At 65.5% G+C, this 18,749-nt stretch carries 20 protein-coding genes; 8 read left to right on the top strand and 12 right to left on the bottom strand.

Going from position 1 to position 18,749, the window contains the following annotated elements; genetic code table 11:
• Window positions 1–57 precede the first annotated feature (57 nt).
• Together ACE10W_RS02765 and ACE10W_RS02760 are read right to left on the bottom strand one after the other, a co-directional pair.
• A complete protein-coding gene (locus tag ACE10W_RS02765) occupies window positions 58–1,086 on the bottom strand; it encodes an alpha/beta fold hydrolase (protein ID WP_304550735.1) in 1,029 nt (342 codons plus the stop codon).
• Between the two features lie 36 nt (window positions 1,087–1,122).
• Window positions 1,123–1,542 carry an organic hydroperoxide resistance protein gene (locus ACE10W_RS02760; protein ID WP_304550734.1) on the bottom strand — a complete coding sequence of 140 codons (420 nt, stop codon included), beginning with the start codon at window positions 1,540–1,542 and terminating at the stop codon, window positions 1,123–1,125.
• A gap of 198 nt (window positions 1,543–1,740) precedes the next feature.
• Here ACE10W_RS02760 and ACE10W_RS02755 point away from each other — a divergent pair, with 198 nt between their 5' ends.
• A complete protein-coding gene (locus tag ACE10W_RS02755) occupies window positions 1,741–4,581 on the top strand; it encodes a winged helix-turn-helix domain-containing protein (protein ID WP_304550733.1) in 2,841 nt (946 codons plus the stop codon).
• A gap of 5 nt (window positions 4,582–4,586) precedes the next feature.
• Here the strand turns inward: ACE10W_RS02755 and ACE10W_RS02750 are convergent, their stop codons facing one another.
• Complete coding sequence (locus tag ACE10W_RS02750) at window positions 4,587–5,258, bottom strand: response regulator transcription factor (protein WP_011084012.1); 672 nt, start codon at window positions 5,256–5,258, stop codon at window positions 4,587–4,589.
• Window positions 5,259–5,603: 345 nt separating this feature from the next.
• Between ACE10W_RS02750 and ACE10W_RS02745 the strand changes: the two genes are divergently transcribed.
• The gene (locus tag ACE10W_RS02745; RefSeq protein WP_171901154.1) at window positions 5,604–7,229 is read left to right on the top strand and encodes an MFS transporter; all 1,626 of its coding nucleotides are present in this window, start codon (window positions 5,604–5,606) and stop codon (window positions 7,227–7,229) included.
• Between the two features lie 63 nt (window positions 7,230–7,292).
• Here ACE10W_RS02745 and ACE10W_RS02740 read toward each other — a convergent pair whose 3' ends face one another.
• The 3 genes from ACE10W_RS02740 to ACE10W_RS02730 form a co-directional block, all read right to left on the bottom strand.
• A complete protein-coding gene (locus ACE10W_RS02740) occupies window positions 7,293–7,766 on the bottom strand; it encodes a secondary thiamine-phosphate synthase enzyme YjbQ (protein ID WP_304550732.1) in 474 nt (157 codons plus the stop codon).
• Between the two features lie 143 nt (window positions 7,767–7,909).
• A complete protein-coding gene (locus ACE10W_RS02735; protein ID WP_304550731.1) occupies window positions 7,910–8,431 on the bottom strand; it encodes a hypothetical protein in 522 nt (173 codons plus the stop codon).
• A gap of 41 nt (window positions 8,432–8,472) precedes the next feature.
• Window positions 8,473–8,910: a hypothetical protein gene (locus ACE10W_RS02730; protein WP_011084008.1), complete on the bottom strand. Its 438-nt coding sequence runs from the start codon at window positions 8,908–8,910 to the stop codon at window positions 8,473–8,475.
• Here ACE10W_RS02730 and ACE10W_RS02725 point away from each other — a divergent pair.
• The 5 genes from ACE10W_RS02725 to ACE10W_RS02705 all read left to right on the top strand — a co-directional run bounded on the left by ACE10W_RS02725 (window position 8,791) and on the right by ACE10W_RS02705 (window position 11,427).
• Window positions 8,791–9,165: an AtpZ/AtpI family protein gene (locus tag ACE10W_RS02725; RefSeq protein ID WP_028173698.1), complete on the top strand. Its 375-nt coding sequence runs from the start codon at window positions 8,791–8,793 to the stop codon at window positions 9,163–9,165. The genes ACE10W_RS02730 and ACE10W_RS02725 overlap by 120 nt on opposite strands.
• Before the next feature lie 111 nt (window positions 9,166–9,276).
• On the top strand, window positions 9,277–10,026 hold the full coding sequence (locus tag ACE10W_RS02720) for a F0F1 ATP synthase subunit A (RefSeq protein ID WP_011084006.1): 750 nt from the start codon (window positions 9,277–9,279) through the stop codon (window positions 10,024–10,026).
• A 53-nt stretch (window positions 10,027–10,079) separates the two neighbouring features.
• Window positions 10,080–10,310: a F0F1 ATP synthase subunit C gene (locus ACE10W_RS02715; protein WP_007599451.1), complete on the top strand. Its 231-nt coding sequence runs from the start codon at window positions 10,080–10,082 to the stop codon at window positions 10,308–10,310.
• Window positions 10,311–10,372: 62 nt separating this feature from the next.
• The gene (locus ACE10W_RS02710) at window positions 10,373–10,936 is read left to right on the top strand and encodes an ATP synthase subunit b 2 (protein ID WP_011084005.1); all 564 of its coding nucleotides are present in this window, start codon (window positions 10,373–10,375) and stop codon (window positions 10,934–10,936) included.
• A 5-nt stretch (window positions 10,937–10,941) separates the two neighbouring features.
• Window positions 10,942–11,427: an ATP synthase subunit b 1 gene (locus ACE10W_RS02705; protein WP_011084004.1), complete on the top strand. Its 486-nt coding sequence runs from the start codon at window positions 10,942–10,944 to the stop codon at window positions 11,425–11,427.
• Between the two features lie 217 nt (window positions 11,428–11,644).
• Here ACE10W_RS02705 and ACE10W_RS02700 read toward each other — a convergent pair whose 3' ends face one another.
• The 5 genes from ACE10W_RS02700 to ACE10W_RS02680 all read right to left on the bottom strand — a co-directional run bounded on the left by ACE10W_RS02700 (window position 11,645) and on the right by ACE10W_RS02680 (window position 16,956).
• Window positions 11,645–12,298, bottom strand: coding sequence for a hypothetical protein (locus ACE10W_RS02700; protein WP_011084003.1), 654 nt, complete (start codon window positions 12,296–12,298; stop codon window positions 11,645–11,647).
• A 133-nt stretch (window positions 12,299–12,431) separates the two neighbouring features.
• Window positions 12,432–13,019, bottom strand: a complete 588-nt coding sequence (locus tag ACE10W_RS02695; RefSeq protein ID WP_304550697.1) for a GNAT family N-acetyltransferase — start codon at window positions 13,017–13,019, stop codon at window positions 12,432–12,434.
• 39 nt (window positions 13,020–13,058) lie between these two features.
• Entirely contained in the window at window positions 13,059–14,348 is a 1,290-nt protein-coding gene (locus tag ACE10W_RS02690) for a pitrilysin family protein (RefSeq protein ID WP_304550695.1), read from the bottom strand.
• Window positions 14,345–15,763 carry a threonine synthase gene (gene thrC, locus ACE10W_RS02685; RefSeq protein WP_304550693.1) on the bottom strand — a complete coding sequence of 473 codons (1,419 nt, stop codon included), beginning with the start codon at window positions 15,761–15,763 and terminating at the stop codon, window positions 14,345–14,347. The genes ACE10W_RS02690 and thrC overlap by 4 nt, the downstream gene beginning before the upstream one ends.
• A gap of 548 nt (window positions 15,764–16,311) precedes the next feature.
• Window positions 16,312–16,956: a response regulator transcription factor gene (locus ACE10W_RS02680; RefSeq protein WP_008139927.1), complete on the bottom strand. Its 645-nt coding sequence runs from the start codon at window positions 16,954–16,956 to the stop codon at window positions 16,312–16,314.
• Between the two features lie 86 nt (window positions 16,957–17,042).
• Here ACE10W_RS02680 and ACE10W_RS02675 point away from each other — a divergent pair, with 86 nt between their 5' ends.
• Window positions 17,043–18,383, top strand: a complete 1,341-nt coding sequence (locus ACE10W_RS02675) for a histidine kinase (RefSeq protein ID WP_304550687.1) — start codon at window positions 17,043–17,045, stop codon at window positions 18,381–18,383.
• Here ACE10W_RS02675 and ACE10W_RS02670 read toward each other — a convergent pair.
• On the bottom strand, window positions 18,380–18,745 hold the full coding sequence (locus ACE10W_RS02670) for a nuclear transport factor 2 family protein (RefSeq protein WP_304550685.1): 366 nt from the start codon (window positions 18,743–18,745) through the stop codon (window positions 18,380–18,382). The genes ACE10W_RS02675 and ACE10W_RS02670 overlap by 4 nt on opposite strands.
• Window positions 18,746–18,749: the final 4 nt, after the last annotated feature.

Here is an 18,749-nt window from a genome sequence, read left to right as displayed (position 1 = left end):
TGGGATCAACGGATGAACCTCGGTCCGGCCCGGCCGGACCGAGGTGCTGGCGGATCCTCAGGCGCCGTCGGCATCGATGACGGCCTTGGCAAAGGCCTGCGGTGCCTCCTGCGGCAGATTGTGGCCGACGCCGCCGGTGATCAGGCGATAGTCGTACCGGCCGGAGAATTTCTTGGCATAGACGCTGGGGTCGGGGTGCGGCGCACCGTTGGCGTCGCCTTCCATCGTGATCGTCGGCACGCTGATCAGCGGGGCCGCCGCGAGCTTCTTTTCAAGCTCCTCGTATTTCGCTTCGCCCTTGGCGAGCCCGAGCCGCCAGCGGTAATTGTGGATCGTGATCGCGACGTGATCCTTGTTGTCGAGCGCCGCGGCGCTGCGGTCGAAGGTGGCGTCGTCGAACTTCCACTGCGGCGAGGCGAGCTTCCAGATCAGCTTTGCGAAATCGTGCGTGTACTTCTCGTATCCGGCGCGGCCGCGCTCGGTCGCGAAATAGAACTGATACCACCATTGCAGCTCGGCCGACGGCGGCAGCGGCGCGCTGCCGGCAGCCTGGCTGGAGATCAGATAGCCGCTGACCGACACCAGCGCGCGGCAGCGCTCCGGCCACAGCGCGGCGATGATGTCGGCGGTGCGCGCACCCCAGTCGAAGCCGGCGACGACCGCCTTCTTGATGTCGAGCTTGTCCATCAGCGCGATGATGTCGACGGCCATTGCGGCCGGCTCGCCATTGCGCGGCGTCTCGCTGGAGAGGAAGTGCGTCGTGCCGTAGCCGCGCAGATAAGGAATGATCACGCGATAGCCGGCCTTTGCCAGGATCGGCGCGACATCGACGAAGGCGTGAATGTCGTAGGGCCAGCCGTGCAGCAGGATCGCGACGGGACCGTTCGACGGGCCAGCCTCGGCATAGCCGACATTGAGTACGCCGGCATCGATCTGCTTGATCGTGCCGAACGACGCATTCGATGCGAGGGATCGCGGCGCTTCCGTTTCAGCGCGGGCGAGATCGATCACGCCGAGACCCACGGCAACGGTTCCCGCGGCGACGCCAAAGAACTTGCGGCGATGCTGGTCGATGAGCTGCTTCATGATGGTGCTACCTTGTTTATGGTCGGAGATGGTTCGTCAGGTCAGCGCGACCGCGACATCGATGTTGCCGCGGACGGCCTTGGAATAGGGGCAGGTCTGGTGTGCCTCATCGACGATGTCGCGTGCGACCTCGCGATCGAGGCCCGGCAGGCTGACATTGAGGCGCGCCCGGAGGGCGTAAGCGCCCTCATCGAGAAGGAGGTCGATCTCCGCATCGATTGCGCATTTCCTGGGAAGCGTGATCTTCCGCTTGCGCGCCGCGATCTCCATGGCGCCTTCGAAGCAGGCCGACCAGCCGGCCGCGAACAACTGTTCGGGGTTGGTGCCGATGCCGGCGCCGCCCGGCGGAGAGAGCCGCACATCGAGGCGGCCGTCCGAACTGCGGGACATGCCGTCCTGCCGCCCGCCGCCGGTGCGGGTTCGGGCGGTGTAGAGCAGTTTTGCCGCTTGCGTCATGAAGGTCTCCTTGCCGTCGCGCAACTGACTAGCAGCGGCTGTCGCAGGACACCCGTTTGGACTTGTGAGAAGTTGTGAGATCCCCGCCTGCGTGCCCCATGAGGCCTGCATGTGCGGTCTGACGCCGATGCGGGAGCGGCCTTGCCGGATCGCGATCATCTGGCTATCCGGTCCATTCGCAAGGACCTAGATCTCGCCATGACCGAGCCGACTGCGCCTGCGGCAGGCCCCCTGTCGTTCGGGCCATTCACCGTGACGCCGCATGAAAGGCTCGTGACGCGCGACGGCGTCGCGCTGCCGCTCGGCACGAAAGCTTTCGACACGCTGATCGCGCTGATGTCGCGGCCGAACGAGGTCGTCAGCAAATGGGACCTGATGGCGCTGGTGTGGCCCGGCATGGCCGTCGAGGAGGCCAATCTGCGCTTTCATGTCGCAGCGCTTCGCAAGGTCCTCGGCGACGGCAAGGACGGCGCCCGCTACATCACCACGCTCTCCGGCCGCGGCTATTGCTTCGTGGCGCCGATCTCGCAAACGGATGTTCCGGCAGAGCGGCGCCCCGCACCGCGTATGGAACCGCCGCCCGTGAAACTGCCGAACCGGCTGCAGCGGATGGTCGGACGCGACGAAGTGGTCGCGGCCATCTCAGACAAGCTCATTACCTCGCATTTCGTCACGATCGTCGGCCCGGGCGGCGTCGGCAAGACCGCCGTTGCGGTGGCGGTCGCTCACGACCTGCTCGAGACCTTCGCCGACGCCGCGCACTTTGTTGATCTTGCCGCGCTCAGCGATCCCGATCTCGTGATCACCTCGATCCTGCTGATGCTGGGTCTGCCAGCCCAGACTGACGACCCGCTGCCCGCGCTGCTCGCGCATCTCCGGGACAAGAGGATGCTGCTGATCCTCGACAATTGCGAGCACGTCATCGCCGCCGCAGCGCCGCTGGCGGCGGAGATCTTCCACGCCGCGCCGCATGTCCATATCCTGGCCACGAGCCGCGAAGCCCTGCGCGTCGAGGGCGAGCAGGTCTATCGATTGGCGCCGCTTGCCGTTCCGCCTGACGATGCCGGACTGACGGCGGCCGTCGCGCAGACCTATCCCGCGCTTCAGCTGTTCCTCGAACGGGCGACCGCCGGCGGCGCGCAGATCGCGCTCGACGACGGCAATGCGGCGATCGTCGCTGGCATCTGCCGCAAGCTCGACGGCATGGCCCTGGCGATCGAGCTCGCTGCCGGCCGGGTCGAAGCCTACGGCCTGGAGCAGACGGCGGCGCTGCTCGACGAACGCCTCAATCTGCTGTGGCAGGGGCAGCGCACCGCGCCGCCGCGGCAGAAGACATTGCAGGCGACGCTGGACTGGAGCTACGGGCTGCTGTCCGGCACCGAGCGCCTCGTGTTGCGCAGGCTCGCGGTCTTCGCCGGCCATTTCACCATCGACGCGGCGCTCGAGGTCGTACCGGACGACCGTGTCGACCGCGCCCGCCTGTTCGACGCCATCGACAGCCTCGTCGCCAAGTCGATGGTCGCTCCGCGACCGATCGGCGCCATGATGCGCTACCGGCTGCTCGACACGACGCGCGCCTATCTGCTCGAAATCGAGCCTGACGACGCGGCGCTCGCCGCCCGCCACGCGACCTACTACCGGCGATGGCTGGAACAGGCCGGCACGACATGGGCGACGGTGCCGAGCGCCGACGAACGCGCGGTCCACTTCTCCGCGCTGCACAACGTGCGCGCCGCGCTGGACTGGTGTTTTGGCGCGAACGGCGATGCATGCATCGGCATTGCGCTCGCCGCTGCGGCAGCTCCCATCTTTCTCGCAATGTCACTGCTGATCGAATGCCGGCGCTGGTCGGAACGGGCGCTGCTTGCGATCGATCCGTCCGCGCGCGGCGGCGCCGAGGAAATGCACATCCAGGCCGCCTTGGGACTGACCCTGATGTTCACGCGCGGCGGCAGCGAAGCGGCGCGCGGCGCATTGAGCAGAAGCCTTGCGATCGCGGAGGCGCGCGGCGACGCGCCGAACCAGCTTCAGCTGCTCGGCCGCATGCATATCTTCCACGAGCGGATGGGGCAGTTCGATGCCGCGCTTGGTTACGCACGGCAGAGCCTCACAGTCGCCGAAACGCTGGGCGATGCCGCGTCCCTCGGACTGGCCCATTCGCTCCTGGGTGTCTCGCTGCATCTGGCCGGCGAGCATCGCGACGCGCTGAACATGCTGGAGGCTGCCTGGCAGGGTCCGGGTACCGAACGGACCAGCACGGTCCATGGCTTCGATCACCGCAACCGGGCCGGCATCTCGCTCGCGCGAGAGCTTTGGCTGCAGGGCCGGCCCGGGGATGCGCGGCAGCTGGCGCGACAGACGGTCACCGAAGCCGCCCAGATGGACCATCCGATCACGCTCTGCATCGCGCTGATATGGCTGGTCTCGATCGAGCTCTGGAGCGGCGAGCTCGACGATGCGGAAGAGAGCATCGACCACTTCATCGCGCATGCCACCTCGCGTTCGATGGGCCCTTACCTCGCGGTCGGCCGCGGCGTCAAAGGCGAACTGGCGATCCGGCGCGGCGACGCCGCAGGCGGCGTCGAGACGATAAGGGCCTGCCTGCGCGAGCTCCACGATTCCGGCTACGAGCTGCTCACCACGACGTTCAACATCGCGCTGGTCCAGGGCTTGTTGGCACTGGGGCAGGTCGAGCAGAGCGCGCACCTGGTCGACGATGCGATCCGCCTCGTCGAACAAGGCGGCGATCATCTCTATATGCCCGAATTGCTGCGCATGAGGGCCAAGGTGTTGCTGTCGCTCCCGGAGCCGAAAACCGGGGAAGCGGAGGTCTGCCTCATGCAGTCGCTGGAGCTCAGCCGGGGCAAGGCTGCGAAAGCCTGGGAGCTGCGAGCGGCGATTGATCTTGTGCAGCTGCTTGCCGAACGGCACGGCCGCGAGGACGCAAAGCTATTGCTCCAGGCGGCGCTCGAAGGCTTCGTCGAAGGTTCCGAGACGGTGGATATCAGGGCGGCCAGCGCGCTCCTGGCCACACTGTAGCGGGCTCACCCCGTCGACGTGCCCTGCTTCCACTGGCCGCCGGCGATCCTCGCCGCCGCAATCACGGCCTGGGTCCGGCTCTCGACCCCGAGCTTCTGCAGGATCGCCGAGACATGCGCCTTGATGGTCGCCTCGGAGACGCCGAGCTCGTAGGCGATCTGCTTGTTGAGCAGTCCCTCCGACAGCATCATCAGGACCCGGACCTGCTGCGGCGTCAGCGTCACCAGGCGGTCGCGCAGGCGCGTCATGTCGGGGTCCGTGGCGGCCGACAGGTCGGTGTCGGCGGGAACCCAGACGTCCCCCTCCATCACCTTGAGGATGGCGTCGCGCAGCGTCTCGACGCCGAAACGCTTGGGGATGAAACCGGAGGCGCCGAAATCAAGCGAACGGCGGATCGTGGCGCTGTCGTCGGAGGCCGAGACGATCACCACCGGGATCGCCGGATATTGCGCGCGCAGATAGATCAGGCCGGAAAAGCCGGAGATCCCGGGCATCGAGAGATCGAGCAGGATCAGGTCGACGTCGGAGGTCTGCTCCAGCAGCTTGGTCAGATCCTCGAACGATCCGGCCTCGTCGATCCTGGCCGAGGTCAGGACGCTCGCCACCGCCTGCCGCAGCGCATCGCGGAACAGGGGATGATCATCGGCAATGACGAGATGGGTCGAGGGAGCGTTCATCGTTCTCTTGCTGTCATTCGCTACCGGCTGGCGAGTCGATGCTGCGGCTGGCCAATTCTTCCCTGACCGGCCGTGGCATGCAAGTGCACATTATCCCTTTGCTGCAAAGGGGTTAATCCGGAAGTCTTCGCGGCTGCGCAGCGGCGCCCGATACCGCGCCGTCAGGCGCGCGTCAGCGCGCAAGGCCGAAAGTCGTATTGGGGCGGGTTTCACGCCGATGTTACCTTGGAGCCAAGACCTGGGTTGATCCGGCATGACCGGGCGTCTGGGGCGCGAGGAAACGCATTTTTCGGGGAGCGACTCAACATGTCGACAATGGCTGTGTCTCAAGCTGGCGTGGGAGGGATGACGAAGGACGAACGGTTCGTCATTCTCGCCTCCTCGCTGGGTACCGTCTTCGAGTGGTACGATTTTTACCTTTACGGCTCGCTGGCCAGCATTATCGGCGCGCAGTTCTTCTCGGCCTACCCGCCGGCAACCCGCGATATCTTCGCGCTGCTGGCATTCGCCGCGGGCTTCCTGGTGCGCCCGTTCGGCGCGATCGTGTTCGGCCGCATCGGCGACATCGTCGGCCGGAAATACACCTTCCTCGTCACCATCCTGATCATGGGTCTGTCGACCTTCATCGTCGGCCTGCTGCCAAATGCGGCGACGATCGGCATCGCGGCCCCGATCATCCTGATCGCGCTGCGCCTTGCCCAGGGTCTCGCGCTCGGCGGTGAATATGGCGGTGCGGCGACCTATGTCGCGGAGCATGCCCCCAACGGCAAGCGCGGCTACTACACCTCCTTCATCCAGACCACGGCAACGCTCGGCCTGTTCCTGTCGCTGCTGGTGATCCTGTTCACCCGCTCCGCGATCGGCGAAGCCGACTTCGCGGCCTGGGGCTGGCGCATCCCGTTCCTGGTCTCGGTGCTGCTGCTCGGCATCTCGGTCTGGATCCGGCTCCGCCTCAACGAATCGCCGATCTTCCAGAAGATGAAGGACGAGGGGAAGAGTTCGAAGGCGCCGCTGACGGAAGCCTTCGGCAACTGGCAGAACGGCAAGCTGGTGCTGCTCGCGCTGCTCGGCGGCGTGATGGGCCAGGGCGTGGTCTGGTACACCGGCCAGTTCTACGCGCTGTTCTTCCTGCAATCGATCCTGAAGGTCGACGGCTACACCGCCAACCTCCTGATCGCCTGGTCGCTGCTGCTCGGCACCGGCTTCTTCATCGTGTTCGGCATGCTCTCCGACAAGATCGGCCGCAAGCCGATCATCCTCGGCGGCTGCCTGATCGCGGCACTGACCTTCTTCCCGATCTTCAAGATGATCACCTCCAACGCCAACCCGGCGCTGGAAAAGGCGATCGAGCAGGCCAAGGTCGAGGTGGTGGCCGATCCCGCGGGTTGCGGCGACCTGTTCAACCCGGTCGGTACCCGCGTCTTCACCGCGCCTTGCGACACCGCACGCGCCTTCCTCGCCCAGTCGTCGGTCAAGTATTCGACGACATCGGGTGCGGCCGGCTCCGGCGTGAAGGTGATGGTCAACGGCAAGGAAGTTGCCTACACGAACGCCAAGGACAGCAATCCTGCGGTTCTCGCCGCCGTGCAGGCCGCCGGCTACCCGAAGACCGGCGACGCCGGCATCGTGAAGATGGCGCATCCGTTCGACATCTTCCGTCCGCAGGTGGCCGCGACCATCGGACTGCTGTTCATCCTCGTGATCTTCGTCACCATGGTGTACGGCCCGATCGCCGCGATGCTGGTCGAATTGTTCCCGACCCGCATCCGCTACACCTCGATGTCGCTGCCCTACCACATCGGCAACGGCTGGTTCGGCGGCCTGCTCCCCGCGACCGCCTTCGCCATCGTGGCCTCGACCGGCGATATCTACGCGGGTCTCTGGTATCCGGTCATCTTCGCGTCCATCACCGTCGTGATCGGCTTCCTGTTCCTGCCCGAGACCAAGGACGTCGACATCAAGGCGACCTGATCGCAAGCAACGATCAACCAACACCAACCGGCCGCGGTCTCCGCGGCCGGTTTTGTTTTCTGCCTACTGATTGGCGCCGATGAATTGAAGCACTACCTCGCGCCGGTGCGGGCGGGCGCGATGCTCGATCAGATAGATCGCCTGCCAGGTGCCAAGCGCGAGCCTGCCGTCCAGGACCGGGACCTGAAGCGAAGTCTGCGTCAGCATGGTCTTGATATGTCCGGGCATGTCGTCCGGCCCCTCGGTGTCGTGGGTCCAGCCGGCGTTCTCCGGCGCGAGCCTGGATAGCGCGGTGGTGAGATCGACGAGGACGGACGGATCGGCGTTCTCCTGGATCGTCAGGGACGCCGAGGTGTGACGGATGAACAGCGTCAGCGCGCCTTCGCGCGCGTGAGCCTCATTGATGAATTTCATAGCTTCGCTGGTGAGATCAGTGAAGCCGCGCCCCTGCGTCTCCACGGTGAGCAGCGACGATGAGATAATGGTGGCTTGCACCGAGGATGGCGCCGAGCGGGTTACGGATCTGGCTGATGTCATGGAGGTTCTCTCGTAACGTCGTCCTGGCGAAAGCCAGGACCCATTACCCCGAATGCGCGTGACGGCAAAAGGTGGCAACGCGCTTCGAGAATGAACCGAGAGGCCGCGCCGTATGTGTCCTGGCTTTCGCCAGGACGACAAACTCAGATCCTCCCCGACACGTCCTTCTGCACGCGGTTGGCCATGTCGATCAGCCGACGCCAGGCCTTTTCCAGGAACGACATCACACGATCGACGTCCTGGTCGCTTGGCAGCGGGATCTCGATCTTGCGGTTGCCCTCGGTGACCTTCGGATCGGCTTTCTTGAGCGGGTCGGATTTCGGCAGCGCCTCGTCGATCTTGCCCGACACGGTCGGTCCCGCCGCGAGCTGTCCCTTCAGCTTCTCGACTTCGGTCTGGAGCCGGCCGATCTCGGCGTCGAGCGCGGCACGCTCGTCGGGCACCGCGTAGCAGGCCCAGCCGGCGCCGTTCTTGGTGCAGGTCGACACCGTGCCGGTGCGGGTGTCTAGCCGCAGCACGCCCTCGGGGATCGGCGTCATGCTGTAGCGGCCGTTTTCGCCGTCGGGCGCGGATTGCGCGGCAACGAGACCGCCGCTGCTGGCCATCACCGCGGCCAGCGCCGCTGCCGAAAGCCATGATGTTGTGGACGACGTCGCTGGTCTCATCGCACTCTCCGCCACGCCGCGCAGGTGGCACATCTGCAATTCTACACCCCGGCAAGGCCATCCGCCGCCAAAAACACTCGCCCGGAATCAACGATTACGGCCGCCCGTTTGATCCCGGCAGCACGGCGAAATGGCGACCGCATCCACCGATCATGAGAGGAGCTGCTGCGGTGCGGCGTCACGCTGTGTGCAGCGCTGCCGCGTGCGCCGATATCGTCAAATAAATCAGACACATAACGGAAAGCGACGCAATCGTGACTTGGCTTGACTTGATTATGGGCCATCAGTATGGTCCGCGCGGCTTTTGAGGGTGGCGGGCGTAATTTCCATTCAGCCGCGGCGTTTCGGGTCTTCGTTGCATGACACAGGGCACGGGACACGGCGAGAATGGAGATCGCGATAGATCGCCCGAGGAAGCTGCGCTTTCCGAACGGCTCGGAAATCTTGATCAGCGGTTGTCCGAACTTCGCGGCCGCCACGTCAAGACCGAGCAACCCGCAGGTGACGATGGAGACAGAGCGGCCAGAGCCTCGGCGATGGCGCTTGGTTTCCGGTTATCTTCGGAGTTGGTCGCCGGGGTCGTCGTCGGAGCGGGGATTGGCTGGGGTTTCGACCGCTTGCTGTCGACGTCGCCTTTCGGATTTATCGTGTTCCTGCTGCTGGGCTTCGTCGCCGGCGTGGTGAATGTGGTGAGAACGGCAGGGGCAGGTCAAAACAGGCGCGGTGGTTCTTAAGCGATCCGCTCAGGAGAGGAATGATCGTGCCGGCTTTGCCGGTACGGGCCGGCCCGGCCGGCAGACCGAGACCCGCCGGCATTGCCCGGCAGACCAAGAGATGCCGCGCTGATGAAAATCGACCCGATCCACCAGTTCAACATCGAGCCTCTCTTCACGATCGGCCATATCGGCCATCAGACGATCGCCTTCACCAATTCATCGCTCTACATGCTGATCGCCGTGGCGATCATCTCGCTGCTGATGCTTGCCAGCGGTGCGCAGCTGGTTCCCGGGCGCCTTCAGTCGGTCGCCGAGATCTCCTACGAGTTCGTCGCCTCGACCATCCGTTCGACCGCCGGCTCGGAAGGCATGAAGTTCTTCCCGCTGATCTTCTCGCTGTTCATGTTCATCTGCGTCTCGAACCTGATCGGCATCATTCCCTATACCTTCACGATCTCGAGCCATCTGATTGTGACGGCAGCCCTGGCGCTGCTGGTCTTCTTCACGGTCCTGATCTACGGCGTTGCCAAGAACGGCCTGAAATTCTTCTCGATCTTCGTGCCCCACGGCGTCCCCGGCTACATCCTGCCGCTGGTGATGTTCATCGAGATCCTGTCGTTCTTCCTGCGGCCGGTCTCCCACAGCGTCCGTCTCTTCGCCAACATGCTGGCCGGCCACATCGCGCTGAAGGTGTTCGCGGGCTTCGTCGCCATGCTCGGCTTCTCGCTCGGCGCCCTCGGCTGGGTCGGCGGCGTGCTGCCGCTGGCGCTCACGGTCGCGCTGTACGCCCTCGAGATTCTGGTCGCGTTCCTGCAAGCCTATGTGTTTGCGATCCTGACCTGCATCTACCTCAACGACGCCATTCATCCGGGACACTGAGCGGTCCGGGGAATTTCCACCCACAACCCAATCTTTCTTCCAAGGAGTCTAAAATGGATCCGGCAGCAGCAAAACTTATCGGCGCGGGCATCGCATGCATCGGCATGGGCGGTGCGGGCGTCGGCGTGGGCGTGATCTTCGGCAACTACCTCGCCGCGGCCGTTCGCAACCCCTCGGCCGCTCAGGGCCAGTTCGGCAACCTGATCTTCGGCTTCGCCGTGACCGAAGCGCTCGGCATTTTCTCGCTGCTGATCGCGCTGCTGCTGCTGTTCGTTCCGCTCTGAGGACGACGTTCTTCGCGCCGCTTCGACCGAAGCGGCGCGCATGACAGCAACAGGAGTACTCCATGGCTGAGAGTCATGGCGGGGCGAAGGGTCCAGCGGCGGGCGCCCACACCGGGGCCGAAGGCGGTCACGGTGGCGGCTTTCCGCCGTTCGAGAGCAGCACTTATGCTTCGCAGCTGGTGTCGCTCGCGATCTTCTTCGTCGTGCTTTACGTGATCGTGTCCAAGCTCGCTCTGCCGAAGGTCGGCGGGGCGATCGAAGCGCGTCAGAACAAGATCGAGGGTGACCTCGCCGAGGCGCAGACGCTGAGGGACCAGTCCGACGCGGCGCTGAAGGCCTATGAAAGCGAACTCGCTTCGGCGCGTTCGCGGGCGCAGGCGATCGGCAATGAATCCCGCGACAAGGCGAATGCGCAGGCGGAAACCGAGCGCAAGGCCCTGGAAGAGCAGCTGGCGGCCAAGCTCGCCGGGGCGGAGAAGACCATCGCCTCGACCCGCACAGCCGCCATGAGCAACGTCCGCGGCATCGCGGCCGATGCGGCAGGCCAGATCGTGCAGCAGCTCACCGGCGTCGTTCCCGATGCCGCGTCAGTGAATGCCGCGGTCGATGCGTCCCTGAAAGGTTAATCGAGATGTTCTTCGATCCTGAAACCTGGGTCGCCATCGCCTTCGTGATCCTGATGGTCGTGTTCGGCTATCTCGGGGTCTTCAAGTCTGCGATGACCGCGCTCGACCATCGCGCCGCGCGCATCAAGGCCGAGCTCGACGACGCGACGCGCCTCAAGCAGGAGGCGGCCAAGGTGCTCGCCGACTACAAGGCGCGCAGTGCCACGGCCGAGCGCGAGGCTGCCGACATCATCGCCAACGCCAAGGTCGAAGCCGAGCGCATCGCGACCGAGGCCAAGGCGAAGATGGAAGACTTCGTGGCCCGCAGAACCAAGACCGCGGAGAGCAAGATCGCGCTCGCCGAGGCCCAGGCGGTGGCCGATGTCCGTGCCGCAGCCGCGGAAGCCGCCGTCCAGGCCGCCTCCACGATCCTGTCGCAGTCGGTCAAGGGCCAGGTCGCCGACGACCTGCTCGCCAAGAGCATCAGCGAAGTTCGGCAGAAGCTGAACTGAGCGCGAACGCCTCATCAATCAAAAAGCCGGCGCGATGAGCGCCGGCTTTTTTGTTTGTCGGGCGCCGTGGCCGCAAATTGGATGTCATGCCCCGCGAAGGCGGGGCATCCAGTACGCCGCGGCCCTTCCGTAGACCGCTGACGTCTCTGGAATACTGGATCACCCGCTTTCGCGGGTGATGACAGCTGAAATTGCGGTGCCAGCCGAGATCGAGACCCTACTTCTTCTTCGGCTTTGCCTTCGGCTCGGGCGACAGCGCCTGCGGGTCGAAGCCGACGTAGAAGACGTAGGAATCGGCGGTCGCGGCCGACGGGATCGGATAGGACAGATCTTCGGCGACGAAGGTGAAGGGCACGCTGCCGCCTTCCGACATCCCGACCGTGGTCCGATAGGCCTTCGAGGCGATTACCTTCTCGCCGACGCCGCCCTGCACCACCGCGACGCGCAGCGGAACCTCGACGCTAGCAGGCGCGCCGGCGGGACCGGCGATGACGCGGCCCTGGACGCCGATCCGGGCTGTGATGTCGCCGCCGTTGCGCACGCATTCACGCGCCATCTTGGTGATGGTGGCCTGGAAGCGGACCTCATTGCCGACGGCCGGCTTGCCGGTGGCTCCGACCGCATAGGTAGAGGCGCCGGCGCGCACCGTGACCTGCGGGCAATCGACATCGTCGTCGGCCGGCTGTCCGGGCGCAGGCGCCGGCTTGGGCTGGGCCGGCTCGTCGGACTTGCCGCCGAACAGGCTCTTGAAGCGGTCGCTCAACGACTGGGCCGCCACCGGCGAGACGGACGCGAACGCAACCGACAACGCCAGCGCGACCGCTGTCCCCCGCCGCAACGCATTCCGCGATGACCGAAGCTCGTGCACCATCAACGCCCATACTCCATGACAACAATCCGGCCGATCGCCAGCCTTCCCGCCGCGTTATATCGCCAAAATCGGCGAACCCAAGGCAGCAAAAAAGGCAGGACGCCGGAGACTTTGGCCGTACGAACCGACCGGCTCAGCCGCGGAAATCCTCGTGCAGCAGACCGAACAGCAAATGGTCCTGCCAGACCCCGTTGATGCAGAGATAGCGGCGCGCCAGCCCTTCCCGGGAGAAGCCGCACTTCTCCAGCACCCGGATCGACGGTGCATTGGTGGGGATGCAGGCGGCCTCGACCCGGTGCAGGTTGAGTTCGCCGAACAGCGTCGGCAGCAGCACCCGCAGCGCTGCCGTCATGTAGCCGCGATGGGCGTGGGGCTGGCCGACCCAATAGCCGATGGTGCCGGCCTGGACGATGCCGCGCCGGACATTGGCGAGCGTTATGCCGCCGACCATGGCGCCGTCGAGCTCACGGAAGATCAGAAAGGGGTAGGAGCGGTCCGCGGCGATATCCTCGGAATAGCGGCGCAGGCGGCGGCGAAAGCCGGAGCGCGTCAGATCGTCCGACGGCCAGATCGGCTCCCAGGGTGTCAGGTAATCGCGGCTGGACTCGCGCAAGTGAGCCCACTGCAGGAAGTCCGACATCTGCGGTGCACGCAGCAAAAGCCCGTCGCCGCGCGGCGCGAGGGCGGCGGGTCCACTGGATGGCAGGCGAAAGAGGGCCATGGTGATGCTTCCCGGGGCGGATCAGCCCACGCGCGGCTCCTAATGCAGTCGCGCCTTGGCACGTGCCCGGGTCAATCCTTCCGCAAAAGACACCGCCGTGTCCAGACCCCTGCCACTGCCTAATGCGACAACCGCAGGGCGGCTGCGCGAAAGCAGTGCACGCGCCGCGTCCCGGGTCGATTCGACGCTGACGGCGTCGATCCGGGCCACCAGCTCCTGCACCGTCTGCGGCCGGCCATAGGCCAGGACGTGGCGGGCGAGCTGCTCGGCACGGGAGGAGCAGCTCTCCAGCGCCATCAGGAGGCCCGCCTTCATCTGCGCCTTGGCCCGTGCAATCTCGGCCTCGGTCAGGGTCTCCACCGAATCATTCATGACGTCGACCACGACTTCCATCATCTCCGGCGCATCGGCCGGATCGGTACCGGTGTAGAGGCCGAAGAAGCCGGTATCGGTATAGGGCGCGTGGAAGCTGTAGATCGAGTAGCAGAGGCCGCGCTTCTCGCGCACCTCCTGGAACAGCCGCGACGACATTCCGCCGCCGAGGATGTTGGTGAAGACCTGGAGCGAGAACAGCGACGGATCGTTCTGCGGCACACCTTCCAGCGCCAGCGTCAGATGCGCCTGCTCGAGCTCGCGATGCACGACCTTGGCGCCGCCCTTGCCGAACTGGGCGGCCTGCGGCTTCGGGCCCGGCGTCCCCTCGAAGCTCGCAAAGCGCTTCTCGGCCTCGGCGACCACTTGGCTGTGATCGACCGCGCCGGCGGCCGCCACCACCATGTCGGGCCCGCGATAATGCGTCGACAGATAGCCGCGCAGCATGTCGCGGTTGAAGGCGCGCAGCGTCTTGGCGGTGCCGAGCAGCGAGCGGCCCATCGGCTGGTCGGGATAGCAGAGCTCGTTGAGATGCTCGAACACGACGTCGTCGGGCGTGTCCTGCGCGGCACCGATCTCCTGCACGATGACGTTCTTCTCGCGCTCCAGCTCGTCGGGCTCGAAGGCGGGATTGGCCAGGATGTCGGCGAGCACGTCGAGCGCCAGCGGCACGTCCGCCTTCAGCACCCGCGCATAATAGGACGTGGTCTCGGTCGAGGTGCCGGCATTGAGGTCGCCGCCGACCGCCTCGATTTCCTCGACGATCTCGCGCGACGAGCGCTTGGTCGTGCCCTTGAATGCCATGTGCTCGAGGAGATGCGAGATACCGTGCTCGTTGGGCTTCTCGTCGCGTCCGCCGACGCCGGCCCAGACCCCGAGCGCCGCAGTCTCGAGATGGGGCATCTTGTCGGTGACGACGGTGAGGCCGGACGCAAGCTTGGAGATCTCGACGCTCATCCGGCAACTCCCTGTTTTGCGGCACGGCTGACCGACAGCACGAACCGCTCGACCTCGGCCTGATCGCTCTTCATCACCTTGATGTGTTCGGATTTGGTCATGAGGCCGTCGAGCCAGGCCGGCAGTTGCGGCCGCTGGCCGCAGGCCGCTTCGACCGCGTCGGGGAATTTGGCCGGATGCGCGGTGGAAAGCACGATGCTGGGCACCGTGGTGTCGGTGGTGTCGCGATCGGCGACCGCGAGCGCGACCGCAGTATGGGGATCGACCAGCTCGCCCGCCTCACGCCAGGCGGCGCGGATCGCGGCCGCGGTTTCGGTCTCGTCGGCGCGCCCGGCGTCGAACTCCTCGCGGATCGCGGCGAGCGTCGCATCGGGCAGCACGAAGCGCCCGGACTGCTTCAGCGAATCCATGAGACGGCGCACACCGGCCGCATCGCGCCGGCCGGCTTCGAACAGCAGCCGCTCGAAATTCGAGGAGATCTGGATGTCCATCGACGGCGACGCCGTGGCGTGCACCTCGCGCACCTCGTAGATGCCGGTCTTCAGCGTCCGCGCCAGGATGTCGTTGACGTTGGCGGCGATGCGCAGGGTCCGCACCGGCAGACCCATGCGCTTGGCGACGTAGCCGGCAAAGATGTCGCCGAAATTGCCGGTCGGCACGACGAAGTCCACCGCGCGCGCCGGCGCGCCGGCGGCAACGGCGGAGGTGAAGTAATAGACCACCTGGGCAACGATACGCGCCCAGTTGATGGAATTGACGCCGGACAGCGAGGTCGCATCGCGGAAGCGATGGTTGTTGAACATTCCCTTCACGAGGGCCTGGCAGTCGTCGAACGTGCCTTCGATGGCGAGCGCATGCACGTTGGCCGCGCCCGTCGTCGTCATCATCCGCCGCTGCACCTCGGAGATGCGGCCGTGCGGGAACAGTACGATGAGATCGACGTTCTCCAGCCCCGCGAAGGCTTCGACCGCAGCGCCGCCGGTGTCGCCGGAGGTTGCGACCACGATGGTGGTGCGCTGGCCGCGCTTGGCGAGCACATGGTCCATCAGCCGCGAGATGAGCTGCATCGCCACGTCCTTGAAGGCGAGCGTCGGGCCGTGGAACAGCTCCAGCACGAACTGGTGCGGCGACATCTGGCGCAGCGGCACCACCGCGGGATGGCGGAAGGTGGCGTAGGCCTCGTTCGCCATCCGGCCGAGCTCGGCGTCCGTGATCTCGCCTCCGGCGAAGGGACGGATCACGTCGACGGCGACCTCCCAATACGGGCGGCCGAAGAAGCCGGCGATCGTGTCAGCCGAGAGCTGCGGCCATGTCGCCGGCACATACAGGCCACCGTCGCGGGCAAGCCCGGTCAGCATCACGTCGCAGAAGCCGAGTTCGGGGGCCTCGCCCCGGGTCGAGATATAACGAGTCAAACTGCCCTCCAAAGGCCGGCCAAGCCGAAGCTTGATCCGTAAGCCTTTGATTTCACGATATTCCTGATTAACAGCCAGAGGCTTTGGGCCACCATAAAGTGTTTTGCGGCATCGGGAAACCGCTTCCCGCCCGCACCCTTTGCAACGAAAAGGGCTGCGGCAATGCCGCAGCCCTCTCTTGGAAGGTCTGTCGTTGATATGTGCAGACCGGTTTGGCTCGTCCGGGGCGCCTGCCCGCTAAAACTGCTCGCGCAAGCTTTCGTCGCCTGTCCTCAGACCGTCAAGGGCGAAAACCGGGCGCGACGACAAATGTTCCTGTTTTTCCCGACGCGTATGAACGCCGCATACCCGTCCGCATACTGGCCGCAAGGCCGGCTTTGCCATTTCTTCCTGAACCCTTGATCGCGGCAGGAACGAACGCAGCCGCAGTCCATTGTGTCGGCGGATAGCGTCCGCCGTCGGCCACGCATTGCCCGGCCGGCGGAGTCGCCGATCCGTCGGCCGAACCGCTGCATCCTGGAGCAGCCGGTTCGGTCGCGGGCGGGACGTCAGTTCATGCCGATTTCCACCGCAATCCGGATCAGGTCGGAATGGTTCTTGGCCCCCAACTTCTGCTTGAGCAGGGAGGTGGTGTTGGCGACCGTCTTGTAGGAGATCCCAAGCGCCTCGGCGACCTCGACGATCTTGTCGCCGCGCCCGAGCAGGCGGAGGATCTCGAGCTCCCGCGGCGTCATCTGCGAGGCCGGATTGGCCTTGATCGCGGCACCGGAGAACGTCACGGCCTCCGCCAGCTGCGGCGAGATGAAATTGTCGCCCGCGACCACCTTGCGCACCGCTTTCAGCAGGATCCGGGGATCATCGCCCTTGGAGACATAGCCCTGCGCCCCGAGCTCGACCGCCCGCACCACGAAAGCCGGATCGTCGTTCATGCTGAACATGATGATCTTGGCATCAGGATCGTCCTTGCGGATCCGCCGCATCAGCTCGAAGCCGGAGACATCGGGCAGGCTGATGTCGATCACGGTGACGTCGGGCCGCTTGCTGATATAGGCGCGATGGCCGGATTTGGCGTCCGTCGCCTCGTCGATGCGGATCGAATGGTCGGATGCGAACAGGGTGCGGCAACCCGACAGCACCACAGGATGGTCGTCGACGATCAGGACCCTGGTCGCCGGCTTGGCGGTATCTTGCATCGCGCGCTCTCTGGTTTTTCAACTCATAGACCGGCGGGAACAAATGGAAAGAGAGAAATCCGCCGGGACGCGTTAGAATTGAACTAATGTGGCAACACCTGTCGTTCAGAACCCAACTGTTTCTTCCGCTCGGCGTGAGCTTCCTCGCCGCGCTGGTCATGGGCGGCGTGCTGCTCCAGAGCTTTGCGACCGGCCAGCTGGCCGACGAGAACGAATTGGGGCGACATTCGGCCCGAGCGGTCGCCGCGGCGCTCAACAACACCCTGCGCGCCTCGGACAATCCGCGGCAGACGCTCGACGCCTTTGTCCATTCTTTGGGCACCTCCTCCGATATCCAATTCCGTCCTGTCGAAGCGGGTCCCGAGCCCTCGCCAACGGCCGGTCCGCGCAAGCCGCATAGCGTGCCGCAATGGTTCATCGACCTGCTCACCATCCCGGACATGGACGCAGCGTCCCCGCTGATCATCGACGGCAAGCGGGTCGGCGATCTCGTGTTCCTGCCCGACCTGTCGGCCGACCTGTTCGAGAAATGGATCGGTTTTCTGGCGCTGACGAGCCTCATCGCCGTGCTGACGGTGCTGACCGGAACGATCGCCTATCTCTTCGCGGAATCGGCACTGCGCCCCCTGCAAAATCTGGGCGCAGGCCTCACGCGAATACGGCGCGGCGATTATGCGACGCCGATCCCGGTGGCAGGGCCGCCGGAGATCCGGCAGAGCTGCGAGGAGGCCAATGCGCTGGCGGCGACGCTCGCGCGACTAAGCCAGGACAATCGCGACCTGCTGCACCGCCTGGTGTCGCTCCAGGACGACGAGCGGCGCGATCTCGCCCGCGAGCTGCACGACGAGCTCGGCCCGCTGCTGTTCAGCATCCGCGCCGGCACGATCGCCCTGATCGAGGCTTCGCCGCCGGTGGGACATCTCGGCAATACGGCGCAGGAGGTGCTGCAATCGGTCGAAGCGCTCCAGCAGACCAACCGCCGCATCCTCGACCGGCTGCGGCCGCTCTATATCGAGGAATTGGGGCTGGAAACCAGCGTGCAGACGCTGCTCCGGAACTTTCGCAAGCAGGCCCCGCATATCGGGCTGACCGCCACGGTCGATCCTGGTCTCAACGGGCTCGACGGGCCGCTGGCCCAGACCGTCTATCGCGTGATCCAGGAGGCGCTGACCAATGTGCTGCGCCATGCCGCAGCACGCAATGCCCATGTGCAGGCGGCCATTTCAGGCGACGCGCTCGCCGTCGAGATTTCCGACGACGGCGGGGGATTTACCGAGGGCAACGTCTTCGGCCGGGGTCTGACCGGTATGCACGAGCGCGTGCGCGCGCTCAGCGGATCGCTGTCATTGCTGCGCGCGGATGAACGAACCTATGTGCGCTGCCGTCTGCCCGTGCAGAGGACGCGCGACGAGCCGGCGCAAAGCTAGCACGCGCAGCCGTGATGCGCGTTCTGTCGCGCCGGCGCGCACAGCGTGCTGTCGATTTTGCCTTCCGCACTGAAGCGAAACGAGGCGTGAATGCGCAGCGCGCCTGCGACGGAATATTCGAGATCGACGCCATCAGGCACGGGATGGATCTCCTCGAGACCGAAGCCGGCCGACGAGAATGCGCTGAGCCGCGGCCCCCAGTAGGTTTCGAGCTCGTCTCGGCCGCGATAACGCTGCGTGCCGTTGCACGTGCATTCGATCTGCGCGTCGGCCGCATAGAGGTCGAGCAGCGTCGCGAGGTCGCCCTTCCGGCAGGCATCCACCCAATCGACGACAATTCCCATCTGATCGAAATCGCTCACGCCG

Origin of the sequence: Bradyrhizobium sp. B025 (genome assembly GCF_042257955.1) — a bacterium.
Classification (GTDB): domain Bacteria; phylum Pseudomonadota; class Alphaproteobacteria; order Rhizobiales; family Xanthobacteraceae; genus Bradyrhizobium; species Bradyrhizobium diazoefficiens.
The sequence above is the reverse complement of the archived record's forward strand: the minus strand, read 5'-3'. Positions and strand labels throughout refer to the sequence as shown.